Genomic DNA, 13,004 nt, shown 5'->3' with positions numbered 1-13,004 from the left:
GTCTGGTGCTGGAAGACATCTCTTGGCTGGATCTCGATACCTGCTCTTCTGGCCCTGCTGACCACCTGTATCGTTATTATGGAATCGCCCCCGAGTTCGAAAAAGTTATCGTATATGCCGATTTGGGATATGCCTAGCAGTTCCTGCCATATCTGGCAGAGCAGTTCCTGTGTTTTGTCGGTCGGTGGAGCATGTTCCCCCTGTTTCTGCGTGCCGGTTTCCGGGCTGGGCAGTCTGTTTTTGTCTATTTTATCACTCAGATTATAAGGAAAGCTATCAAGAAAAACATGATCAGTGGGGATCATGTGAGAAGGCAGATATTCGGCTATATGATGACTTAGGATTCGTTTAGTCGAGAAGAAATCGTCATTCATAGGCTTTTTCAAAATGACATAAGCAATAAGTTGTTTAACACCTGCTTCATTCAATTTCACTGCCACGGTACTTTCTGCAACAAGAGGGTGTAAATTTAAAATGCTCTCAATCTCACCTAACTCCACCCGGAATCCGCGAATCTTTAGTTGATCATCCTCTCTACCCAAAAACTCAAGTTGTCCGTCAGAACGCCAACGGGCTAAATCACCTGTTTTGTAGAGAATCTCTCCTAAAGTATTCTCAAATGGATTTTTTATGAAGCTTTCAGCGGTTTTTTCTGGCATTAACCAATACCCAGGGCCGACGCCGATTCCGCTCACACAAATTTCGCCAGGTTCTCCTATAGGTACAAGCTGCTGACTCTTGTTAAGAAGAAATATGTTCATGTTGTGGATGGGCCTCCCAATAGGAACTTTGCCAAAACCTTCTGGAAGCAGAGTTTGTATGGCATATTGGGTGATATCATCGGACGCTTCACAAGGACCATATCCGTTCAACACCTGGCATGCCGGGAAAAGCGATAGCCATTGATTCACCAAGGTAACAGGAACTTCCTCGCCAACCATCATGATCCATTCTAGATGTAAAAGTGTCGGTTTCTCGGGAGCGGCCATAAAGTGATTGCACAGACCGGTCAAATACGACGGTACAAATTCTACAATTGTTACTTCTTCTTTTCTCAGTAAGGCATATAAGGCATCATAATCAAGTAATTCTTCTTTGTCGATTATGATCACGGTACCACCATGACATAAGGGTGCAAGCATTTGCCATACTGAGATATCAGAAGCAATACTTGCGCTTTGTAAAAATCTAAATCCCTCGCCCAATTTTAATAACTCAATTTCTGAGAGAATGTGATTCATCGCTCCAGCGTGGGTAGTAATTGCACCCTTAGGCTTGCCGGTTGACCCTGACGTAAATAACATGTAGGCCCATGAAGAAATATCTTTTTTATTAGAAAATGATGATGAATCTGAATTAAGTATATCTGCTGCATCGCTGTAATCAATATTCAGCAGTGATAATTTACTTTTTTCTTCAGCAGTTAAGAAATCAACACATATAATTCTTTTTGCCGTATGTGAATCTAACATAGGAAGCAGGCCTATCAAGAGCTCGCTGCTGGTGATAACCGTTTCAATCTTATTATCTATCAAACAGTCAAGAATTCGCCTTGGTGGATTTTGAGTATCCAGAGGTACGTACGTACTTGCCGCCTTTAAAATCCCCAATAACGCGGTTACAACAGTTTCAGACCGACTAAGATAAACCCCAGTGAATCTTGTTGGTTTTTGAGACAATAGTCTTGCCAAGGAATTGGAATCCTCATCAAGCTCCCTATAGGTCTTCACCTCACCGTTATGCTTGACAGCGGGTAGATCCCTATGGCTAGCTGCTATGTTGCTAAAGACAACGTCGATTGGGAAACTGTTCCCAAGGTCACTCATCGGTGGGTTAAAAGATCTAGGGTTAATATCTTGCAATTGTACCAACCTGCCGTATTCCACCGGTGGGATTATAGATAGCTGGCTGATCAGCGAGTCCAGCTGCCGCAACTGTAACATTATATGTAATATACGTTCCGTAAGTAGTTCTGCTTCTTCGGCTGTGAAGTATCCAAGTTGATAGTCTAACTTCAATAGCAATGGCTGCTGTTCACCGAATTCCTGCCATTTAAATTGTAAGGGCAGATTGGATCTGCTACTACAAATTTCTTGAATCTCGGCCTTTGATTCATTAAACGGGAGGTCAAATTCGAGCATTCTATAATCAACAGTTATCTGGAAGAGGCTTGGGGCTTCCCCAGACCGTGATCTTAATTCACTATTAAGTCGTCTGAGGGGGTATGAGGTGTGCCGATATGATCCAAGTTGTTGAGTACGGAGGTCTTTTAAAAAATTCCGGATGGGTAAATCCTGATCAATTTTCACCAAAATTGGCAGGATATTCGCGAATGTGCCAACGGTGTCTTTCTGGTTCTTTTTACGATTGAAAGCAGAAACCCCAAAAATACAATTTTCAAAACCGTTCAATTGGTTATAGTAAATCGCCAAGGCCGCTATTGTGAGCTGCTGAAGACTGCACCCCGTCAGATCTGAAAGTTGTTTGATGTCTTGTTTTAGCTGATCATTTATCAGACGGGAGAATGTGCCACATTTAAGGCTGTTACTTTGGTAGATTTCGTACCTTGGCGATAAGATAGGCTCAATTACTATGTTACGAAATTTATTCAGCCAATACGCCTTATTCTCCTGGTAAATTGCCGAGTTATAATATTGAGTAGATTCTTCAATCTCTTTAATATAACTTCGATAACTATTACTTTGAATGGGCTTTATAGACGATAATCTTAGTTTTTCGTATTCAAGAAAAATATGACGCGTCCAGATTTTTACTGATACACCATCCATTAAAAGATGATGATACTTAAAGAAAAAATAGTATTTATCCTGATCAATGCGGAGCATGTAATTCTCAAATAGCTCTCCTTCTAGGTCGAACGCCTCATCTGCTTTGCTTTGCATGAACTCCTTTGCTGCAATTAAGGGAAAATCGTACTTTGAAAAGTCCACTTTTCTTAGGCTACAAATATTTTTCGATTTTTCCAGATACTGAGGAGCCGGATTTACCCCTGGATCGAACCGAAGGTGGTAAATGTCGAAATATTCCGGAAGGCTTTCAATAATGGATTCAAAAAGAGTTATGTCTAATTTTCCTTGGAGAATGACATATCCACAGATATTATAATAACTGTTTTCTGGATCAATAACCTGATCATAAAATATATTCTCTTGGGAAGGGTGGAGGTTCAATTGGTAATTTGTCATGATAGCTAATGAGATTTCACGCTGCAAACACGATCAGATCTAAGGTTATAACTCTTTTATGATCTGTCTCGAATCTGGTTTTTATTAGGGTAGATTCAATGATTTACACGCAGATGACATGTTTATTTGTCCACCGTTGATTCAACGATCGTTAGAATATCTGCGACTGTCTTAATATTTTCAATTGCTGCGTCTTCAATTACAATTCCATAACTATTTTCTACATCAAGGACGACGCAGACCAGATCGGCCGAATCGATGTTTAAGTCGTTAACCAGATGATCAGAAGATTTTAAATTTTGAAATTCATGATCTTCAATGTAGGGTTTTAAGATGGATGCAATCTTAACAAGGTTTGAGGGAGTTTCCATAATTTTTAATTTTTTTTAGGACAATGCAAGAGTTAACATCCCCGAAACCAAAACTAGCTTTCATTACTACTGAAATATCTTTCTGAGTAGTCGTTCGAACAATTCTGCTTTCGTCTATTAATTCGAGAATTTCGGGGTTTAATTCTTCGCAATTTAGGTTTGGATGTATAAATTGATGGTGAAGTTGAAGAACTGCTGCAACTGATTCAATGATTCCGGCAGCTGACAGGCAATGTCCCGTCATTGATTTTAAGGAATTTATAAAAGGAAATTCCGATCCACTTCTGTTCAGGGCACGTGACCAATTTGCTATTTCTACTTTATCCGCAAAAGTGGAAGACAGATGTCCGCAAATCAGATCAACATTGGCTGGCGCCTCATTGGCTGAAACAATTGCTTCCTCGATACATTGAGAAACCCTATACGAATTTGGCGCAGTCATTGTACCAGTCTGACGCTGACCACCACAGCATATGCTTCCGCCCGCTATCTCAGCATAAATATGCGCTTTCCTTTTTATCGCGCTTTCTAAGCTCTCCAATATCATACATGCAGCTCCAGCTCCAGGAACAAAACCGTTTGCATATTTGCTCATCGGCCTGGATCCAGATATAGGAGTTTCATTAGCACTCCTGCATAATACCCGCATACTATCAAACATTCCCCATGTGTAAGGACTATAGGAGTCGCAACTTCCTACTACCATTCTTTTTGCATAGCCGTGTTTGATACTTCTGGAGGCCATTACCAGTGATTCAGTGCCGGTTGAGCAAGCTGCACTGTTGCTGTACACATGATTTCCAAGGCCAAGCATTCCCCCTATATATGCACTCACTCCACTGTTCATCATTTGCTCGGCAAGTCTGGGCCCCAACATTTTTACATTGCCTGAGTTGACCGTGTCTATGACAAAACGAGATAGTTCCATATCGGTAAATCCGGAGCCGAATATGCAACCAGTATCAACATCCGCTGGATTAAGCTCTGGTGTTGGTTGAAGGCCTGCATCAAGCCATGCCTCTAATGCGGCAGTTAGTCCATAGGTGATTGAAGTATTCTTGAGATTCATTAGCTTGCTTTCTTTCAAATGTGATGACAAGCTAGATGTATCTATTTCGGATATGCCACCGATACAGCACCCGAAATTAAGCTCTTTCAACCTAGGAACGTAGGTGATTCCCGATTCGCCATTTTTGATAGCATTCGTAAATTTGTGGATCGTGTTGCCATTGGGCGCAACGACGCCCAATCCTGTTATTACTACTCTGTGCATGGGAAAGGTTTTATTTATTTGTGTATTAAGATGTTGGCTCCATTATGGCTACGATTATTTTCCGATCACCTTTGTATGGACTTCTTCCGTGGGCGGTCAGCATATTATCTAATAAGAGTACATCCCCCTTTTTCCACTTGAAATAGGTTTTTTCTGTTTCATAAGCACTTCTTAATTCTAGATAATCTGAATGGCTAATCTCTGACCCATCGCCAAAAAAGGTATTGGATGGCAGTAAATCATCAGGAATATCCTCGTCCGGTAGAAGTCCCATTTCATCTAGGATACTGTATTTGTTGAAAAAAAAAGCATGATTGAACCAAATTTTGTCGCCTGTCAGGGGGTGTTTTGCTAGGGCAGGCCTTTTCCATCGTATGATCAATTCCTGATCGTTAAGGAAATTACAACTAATATCGTTCTCCTTACAAATCCCTAAAACAGCCTGACGATCCTCGGTCTGAAAAACTTCTGGCCATCCCATACTGACGTGAGGTGAAAGTGTTCTCTGATAGATTATGCCATGCTCATCGAATTTTTTAAGAAGTTCATTGCTTATTTTACGCATCACTAGTCGATTGTCGGCAATGGGAGTTTCGCCACCCTCAATGGGTTCGGTAATGCAGCAAAACATAATTTTCTGGCCCCATACATAACTATAAGATGATTCACTATGCATATTTATCTTTCTGGAACTGGGATAGGTGGTCGAGAGGTAGACGTGATCGCCAAGCGAGTATCTTGGCGAAGACCTAAACATATATGGGATCGGCTCTGAGTTGAAGCTCGTAGTTATTGTATTGAATTTTTCGACAGTATTGATGTTGAACCCCCTAAAAAGTATCCCTCCATGTTTCAGAAGTAACTTATTTACAAGATCTTTTTCGATGGTTAACCAATCATTTAAATCGTAGGTCACCTGATGATAGTCAATCAAAATAAAGGGCTTTCCGTCATTCAGTGGAGATAGATTCTCATTTTCTTTAAATAGCCACTTGGGGGTATCTATTGATTTATCAAAATTTTTCATGCCGTCTTAATTGTTAAGTTTAATGGATCCGATTCCAGCCTAGTTTTCCTTGATGAATAAAGCTACCGCTACAGAAGGTGCGCAACGCTCCTCTGGCCAGAAATCAACAAATGCTTATGAGTATTTGTCATGATGTAAAAAGAAACCCTCGGAAGCAGATTCTCCTCTGTTATTTTTTCTCAGGACAATTTTATTCCGAGGAAAAGTTGTTATATCAATATTTTGTTTAGTTCCACAGAGAATGTTCTCCTAACTCGAGAGTCATTCTCAATGAAATTTTGTCTATTCCGCATTCCTATTTCATGCAGATCATTACGTTGAAAAAGCTGTGAAACCATTTTGCCAATATCAGAAGGGCGAACGGTGACACGTTCTCCCATCATATTGGCATACTGTCGTTTTTTATATATTGGCAGAGTAAATTCGTTGATGAGTTCATTCATCGGTGCAAAACCAGTTGTTATAATTGCTGCACCACATGACTTAGACTCGTTTATATAATGCCCAAATCCTTCTGCTTCTGACGGACAGAGGTGGACCATACTTTCGTTACGTAATTGATTAAAATGATCTGAAGGCAGAAAACTTTTATATAACTTAATATTCTCAGTGTTGATTTTATGGCGAATTTTTTTGCTAACCAGATTTAGTTTTGGTAAATTCTGTTTTTCCCAGGCTTCTATTATAAATTGGGTACCTTTTACCTTTGATCTCCCTTGAGCGTGGAAACATTCCATTTTCTTATTTACTTCAACATAACAGTCTTTTGAGGTAAATCCGGTATATATCACATTATCATGATACTTGCTGAAGATTTCTTTAGCATATAAAGTCTTACAAAAAATTGCATCAAAATTTTTAAGGTGTATTAGCCATTTTTTTAAGAACCATTCTTGATTTGGAATTAATATATTTCGTTTTCCAAGAAAATACGGTTCCACAACTTCGGTGTGGATACACATTGTGGTTTTTGGATTAATGGGGGTTTTATATTTTACATTCCTGAATTCTACTGTAATGTCGTTGTCAATCAGTATTTCCGTTAATATATCTTTGTCCTTTTCAAGTCCTACACCATTTTGGCATCCTATAATTGTAGCAAGCATATTATTCTATTATAAGTTAGAACTATATTGTAACAGATCGGAAGATGGAATATCTATCAGTATGTTTCTATCTAGCAATAAAACCCTAACGAGCCCCTTATGACTTCCCATATGTCGAATAATCTCACACTTTAAACCGCTGAGTAGACCTCCCGAAATCTCATACTGTGCTCCAGTATTGAATTTTTCTGTGGTGATCACGCAGCTCGCATTAACACTGATTATAGTCTTTAATGATGAGATTGTTTCTTCATCAACAGCTACAGGAATATTATTGAATTTTACGTATCCAACCACAGATGTGGTATCTTGAGCCTCATAGTAATCAGACATATCACTCAGATGAACAAAAACATAAGAGGGAAACATTATCGAACTTCTTGAACGACGATTTCCTTTGTCTCTCTTTTTGATCTCAGGGACGAAGGTTTCTACAGATCGATAAGAAAGTCTGTTCGCGATCTGTTTTTCCTGTTTTGGTCTGCAATAAAGCAGATACCATCCTGAGCTGAACTTGAAAAATTCTTTTGCCATTTAATTATCAACTATGTTCAACAAAATCGGCAATCGAATTCAAAAAAGTATTATATGTTTTATGAATAGGTATAAATGTTATACAGACGCTTTTTATTATTATATAAATGAAGATTAAACTAATTGAAAATGCACCTTTTACAACAAGGCTAACATTTTATATATTTATGAGGGCCTCATTTTGAAAAAATAGGTTTGTTAGTTTGGGAGCTGCTGGGGCTGTGTTGCAAAATGCACTATTTAAGGTGTACAGGTGTTAGTGGTATAAGAATCTTTATAATGAATTTTTCATCAATTAATTTGTATTCTATATATCCATTATTTCCATATGCTTCTTTAATGCGTTCTTGAAGGAACAAAAGGCCTTTTCGATTTATATCTGCTATAGGTCTTTCTAATAAGTTATTTCCAGCCGTGATCTCTAAATTTAATTTTGTAGTCGAAATATTTAAAAAAGCTGGCCTTGTTGGATCTGTCAGGTCGCCGTGCTTAAACATGTTTTCAGCGATTGTAAGTAGTAAAAGAGGTATTATCTTTATGGAATCAATATCATCTGGGTAAGAAAAATCCAAGTTAAATTGTTTCCCTTTTATCTCTTCAAATATATTAAGCAGAGTTTCTAAATATTCTATCTCTTCTTTAAGAGAAACCACCCCTTCATTATACTCGGTATTAATTGCGTATCTCATGACATCTACAAGAGATATTACAAGATCTCCTGCAATGTGATCAATCTTTCTAACTCTATTGTGGATAAAGTTTAAAACATTAAATAGTAAATGTGGATTTAACTGAGCTCTGATGAACGCGTTTTTTGCGGCTACAAGGTTTTTTTCAATATTTCTTCTTTCTATGACTTCTTTCAAGTGAGCAATCTCCATTTGCTGAAGGCGCCTTCGCTCGTTGTAAAATCTTATCAAAAATGCATAACCCGTAGAAACCATAATAAAGAATACAGATCTGTAAATAGCTCCTACGATGAATTTGTAGTTAATTCCTAATATACTGGAAGGTGTAGGCTTGTTATAGCTGGTGAATAGTTGATTTAAGAAGGCTAAAAGTGGTATGTACAATAAAATCTCAGTAGAGATCACGATTAAAAGTAGCCAAATATTGGGCGTTTTATCATCACTAATTGTGATAATAAAAAAGTAGTTTATATAAAACAAAGAAATATTAAGGGTGTAATGCACCACATAATTCTCAATTGGTCCAAATTCCCCGCTAAAAATACCAGCAACTACTGATTCATAGGTTATAAATATTAACCATAAAAAGATGTGCAATTTATATTCTCGACAAAATAAATATAGTTTCTTCATATTATAATTATGCCGTTCTGTACCATGTTTTAACCTGTATGTACCTAAAATTTTTCATTTTTCTATCCCCATGCTTTCTTTATGGTAAAAAAGCCATGAAAACATTTAAAATCGAAAAAAAAGTAGTCTTCATCTATTCAAGTACCAAAATTAATAAACCAAGTACCAATCCGACTTTCACAACTATTACAGTGACTGTCACCGGAGTGCTCCAGTAGTACAGGGTCATAGTTTTTCAGATCTTCGTCCTGTCTCCTTTTCGAAAGGTCTGAAAAATTTGTTTTTCAGAAATTCATTCAGCTTATTTTTGTAACTTTCTCCTATTGTAAACTTAGTCCCATCCAGCATCGTGATATAATTGCCATCGATGGATACAATATGGTCCATTGCAATTATAAAGCTACGATGTAATTGCATGAATAGTTCATTCGCTCCTATGAGCAATTCTTTAGCATCTTTGAGATTCATATGAGTTGTTATTTTTCCATTGGTGGTATGGATTTGGATATAGTTTAATTTACTCTCAATCGCCAAAATATCACATGTTTTCACCTTAACAAGTTTGAAGTTTGCTTCCTTGCTTTTTACAAACACATAATCCTTTTCTTTCGGATGGATTTCGTCTAAAGTATATTCTTTAGGGAGAAGTTTTTCAACCTCCGTTAAAAATCTAGCAAAATTAAAGGGTTTGAGGAGAAAACCGTTGGCATTAACATCAAATGCGTCTAAAGCATATTTAGCGTGAGAAGTCGTGAAAATTAGTTTTTTGACATATTTTTCTCTTAATATATTAGATAACTCTATGCCGTCGACTACAGGCATGTTGACATCTAGAAAAAGTAAATCGACAGGCCCATTTTTCTTTATATATTCGAGGGCTTTAATGGGATTCGTAAAAGTACTAGAGATTTTCAGCCAGGATATTTCAGCTATGTATTCGGAAATATGCTCCAAGGCAGTAGGGTCATCATCAATTATTATGCAGTATATCAATTTTATGTGTATTTTAATTTTTATAAATCTTTTATCTTGAGGTTGGAGTTGCTATAAAATCATAGGGTGTTTGGTTGTCAAATAAGGTTCAAATCAAAAACAATTGTTAACTCAGAATCCTCGTTCACAAAGGAGCCTGTTAACTTTAAAACAATAACCATTCGAAAAAGAATAGGTGCTATGGTAATGATTAGCTGATAGATTGGCATGCCCATGGACTATGAAGATTATGTTTCAAATTTTGAAAAAAGACAGTTTATCTTCATGAAAATTCCTATCAAAACAGTCCAACGACCGATAATAGGAATGCACATTCTACAGCAATGTAAACAAATTTTAAATTGGCTTAAATGGAATCCTAACTCTGTTAGTGAGGTCATTGAAAAACTAATAAGTCGTAGACATTAACCAACAAAATCATTATTGATCTAAGCTGTTTTTTGTTCGAAAAACTGAGAGTATAATTGGACAATTATTGATCTGATGCACACTATATTGTACTTTTTTTAGAATGAGCTTCCAAAAATAAATTAATTGATACTTGCTTGTAACCTTATTGAAATTCAAACCGCTGATTTTCATATTTTTGTTTTTTACTCTCATTTTTTTATTACGGGATGATAATTAAAGATATAAACTAAATCAATATATCTAAAACTTATTACTAAATAATTAGGTGTAAAAGTGTGTTTACTTATTAATACCAATATCAGATTGAGAATCAGTAAGTTTTGATGCCATCTCTCAATAATGAATATTTTAAAAACTAATATTTGATTATCAGTAGTTTGTTAGGTAAAATGATTAATGCTGTGTTCAGGCGGCCGTCGGTATAACCGTTTGATGGAGTTGTCGGAAATAGAGATATCACCCACAATGATTTATTTTTTACCATAAAGTTTATATACACAAATAAAGGAAGTTATATATTTAACTACGCTAAATTACTATATTTATTGTAGTTCCTGTCTTCTATTTTGTTTGCGTTATTATGGCGACAAGGAGTGTAATGAATCTTTGTTAAGCTATTTTTAATAGGATTCTAATTTACTAGCAGGACCGAGTCCAGCGTGAATCAAATGGGGTATAGTGTGAATGTTATTAAATAATGAAATAAAATTGCTTTTTTTGCTTTAAATATTGCAAATGTTTTATGAGATCAAGTAAATGTCTTAATCTATTTCATGTTATTAGTTAATAAAATGGCACAAAAAGGCCTTCCCTTGGATATTGGCGATGCCGAATTACTTACTCCGTCTGTAGTGAAAAAGGCCCAAGATTTTTGGGCTTCAAGAAACGAGTACACGATAACACCTTTACATTCTTTGACTGCGTTGGCAAAACATTATGGTATTGCTGGTATTCATGTTAAAGACGAAGACTATCGTTTAGGTTTACATAGTTTCAAAGCACTTGGAGGTACCTACGCCGTTTTTTGTATAATAATGGAAGAAGCACAGAATCGGCTAGGTAGAAGGATAATGTTTGACGAGATTTCTCATCCAGATGTTAAAAAGATTGCATCGCAGATAATATTTACTTGTGCAACAGATGGAAATCATGGACGCTCAGTTGCAGCTGGCGCTCAAATTGTAGGTGCCAAATCTGTTATATTCGTGCATGAAGGTGTTAGCCAAAAAAGAAGGGAGGCTATCGCTGCTTATGGAGCAAGTATAGAGGAGGTAAAGGGCACGTATGATGATTCTATTGTTACCGCATCTCGCATGATCAAAGATAAAGGTTGGATTATGGTTTCTGATACTTCTTGGCAAGGATATGAAAGGGTTCCAGGACTTATTATGCAAGGATACACAACTCTTCTTACAGAAGCCTTGTTACAACTAGAGGAACTACCCTCTCATGTATTTATACAAGCAGGAGTTGGTGGTCTCGCCTCAGCGATAGCTGGACATTTGTTCCTATTGTTTGGGGAGAAGAGACCTAAAATAGTAATAGTAGAACCTGAAAGTGCAGCCTGTATTTACGAAAGTGCAAAAAATGGATGCTCTGTAAAAATTAACCCCGGCAAACCTACAGTAATGGCGATGTTGGAATGTTATGAGCCATCGATGATTGCTTGGAGAATATTGTCAAGAATTGCTGATGGTTTCATCACAATATCGGAAAAAGAAGCTGTAGATACAATGAGGCTGTTAGCAATGCCAAGAGGTAACGATCCGTTTATTGTATCAGGTGAGAGTGGTGGTGCAGGACTTGCTGGTCTAATCCAGATCTGTGAAAATACGTCATTAATGAGTGAGCTTAGAATCGATAGAGGATCTAGGATTTTAATTTTTAATACAGAAGGCGCTACAGATTCCCAAAGGTACATTGAGTTAGTAGGGCAAAGGCCTCAAGATATTTATCTGAAAAATGAAAATAGACCTGATTTATAATCTAGCTAATATTCTAATTAAATTTTTTGTGAAAAATAACCTCGTGTCGTGTTCCGCCATAATGCAAGCGATATATCAATTTATATAAGAAATTTGTGTTTGACTATAGTTTTTTTAGTAATTGTTGGACTCACCGCTCATACTCCTAAGACATTTAAGTGCAAAGAATTTTTCGAATTTTGAAGTTGGTTTTACTTTTACAGTCTAAATTTAGAGACGCGCGAAAGAGATTGCCATAAGGAAGACTCTGGGCTGTAGCGATTTTGGTATTATTTCTTTATTATCAACATTTTTTATCAGGATTATCTTTATCGCTATAGTAGTTGCTTTTCCACTGGGTTATTTTATAATGGGTGATTGGTTACAAAGTTTTGCCTATAGAATATCTATTGAGTGGTGGTATTTTGCGTTAGCAGGTGTTTTGTCTTTCACGATGGCTTGGATTGCAATTGCAACGCAAATATTCATTGCTACAAGGATTAATCCAGTTAAGTACTTTAAGAATAAATTACTTTTCCGAAATTCTCGAAAAACCGCTTATTTCAATCAATTCGTCCACAAAATGGTTCGAATTACGCACCGTTACTGACCCGTAACCCCTTTAAGATTATCTTAAAGGGGTTTTTGTTTTTAGAAGATTCTTAAATCCTTAAATAGAGGGATCAATACCAAAAGTTGTGGGATAAACGTATTAAGCATATAATTGCGTTAGTCTATAGAGGAAAAACTTAACGCATTTAACACCACGGAACTGAGCCCTGAAAGCTTTGATTTTT

10 protein-coding genes are annotated in these 13,004 nt (G+C 36.9%); 2 read left to right on the top strand and 8 right to left on the bottom strand.

What is annotated here, in order from left to right:
* The 8 genes from BLR60_RS24310 to BLR60_RS24275 form a co-directional block, all read right to left on the bottom strand.
* Window positions 1-3,206, bottom strand: a 3,206-nt coding sequence (locus tag BLR60_RS24310; protein WP_143009149.1) for a non-ribosomal peptide synthetase, incomplete at its 3' end; no start/stop codon positions are given.
* 122 nt (window positions 3,207-3,328) lie between these two features.
* Complete coding sequence (locus BLR60_RS24305) at window positions 3,329-3,577, bottom strand: acyl carrier protein (RefSeq protein WP_090505125.1); 249 nt, start codon at window positions 3,575-3,577, stop codon at window positions 3,329-3,331.
* The gene (locus BLR60_RS24300) at window positions 3,552-4,850 is read right to left on the bottom strand and encodes a beta-ketoacyl-[acyl-carrier-protein] synthase family protein (RefSeq protein ID WP_090505122.1); all 1,299 of its coding nucleotides are present in this window, start codon (window positions 4,848-4,850) and stop codon (window positions 3,552-3,554) included. Before BLR60_RS24300 ends, BLR60_RS24305 begins: the two co-directional genes overlap by 26 nt.
* A gap of 25 nt (window positions 4,851-4,875) precedes the next feature.
* Entirely contained in the window at window positions 4,876-5,877 is a 1,002-nt protein-coding gene (locus BLR60_RS24295; protein WP_090505119.1) for a TauD/TfdA family dioxygenase, read from the bottom strand.
* A 209-nt stretch (window positions 5,878-6,086) separates the two neighbouring features.
* Window positions 6,087-6,983, bottom strand: a complete 897-nt coding sequence (locus tag BLR60_RS24290; RefSeq protein ID WP_090505116.1) for a glycosyltransferase family protein — start codon at window positions 6,981-6,983, stop codon at window positions 6,087-6,089.
* 9 nt (window positions 6,984-6,992) lie between these two features.
* Window positions 6,993-7,517: a transcription termination/antitermination protein NusG gene (gene nusG, locus BLR60_RS24285; RefSeq protein WP_090505113.1), complete on the bottom strand. Its 525-nt coding sequence runs from the start codon at window positions 7,515-7,517 to the stop codon at window positions 6,993-6,995.
* A gap of 236 nt (window positions 7,518-7,753) precedes the next feature.
* Window positions 7,754-8,839 carry a sensor histidine kinase gene (locus BLR60_RS24280; protein WP_090505110.1) on the bottom strand — a complete coding sequence of 362 codons (1,086 nt, stop codon included), beginning with the start codon at window positions 8,837-8,839 and terminating at the stop codon, window positions 7,754-7,756.
* A gap of 225 nt (window positions 8,840-9,064) precedes the next feature.
* Complete coding sequence (locus tag BLR60_RS24275) at window positions 9,065-9,832, bottom strand: LytR/AlgR family response regulator transcription factor (protein WP_090505107.1); 768 nt, start codon at window positions 9,830-9,832, stop codon at window positions 9,065-9,067.
* Between the two features lie 1,184 nt (window positions 9,833-11,016).
* Between BLR60_RS24275 and BLR60_RS24265 the strand changes: the two genes are divergently transcribed.
* Both BLR60_RS24265 and BLR60_RS25520 read left to right on the top strand, forming a co-directional pair.
* A complete protein-coding gene (locus BLR60_RS24265) occupies window positions 11,017-12,228 on the top strand; it encodes a diaminopropionate ammonia-lyase (RefSeq protein ID WP_090505103.1) in 1,212 nt (403 codons plus the stop codon).
* Window positions 12,229-12,457: 229 nt separating this feature from the next.
* Entirely contained in the window at window positions 12,458-12,817 is a 360-nt protein-coding gene (locus tag BLR60_RS25520; protein WP_090505100.1) for an ABC transporter permease, read from the top strand.
* The last annotated feature ends 187 nt before the right edge of the window (window positions 12,818-13,004 follow it).

Origin of the sequence: Pedobacter terrae, from assembly GCF_900100705.1 — a bacterium.
In the GTDB taxonomy this organism is placed as follows: Bacteria; Bacteroidota; Bacteroidia; order Sphingobacteriales; family Sphingobacteriaceae; genus Pedobacter; species Pedobacter terrae.
Note: the sequence above shows the minus strand (reverse complement) of the source record. Positions and strands in the feature narration are given on the sequence as shown.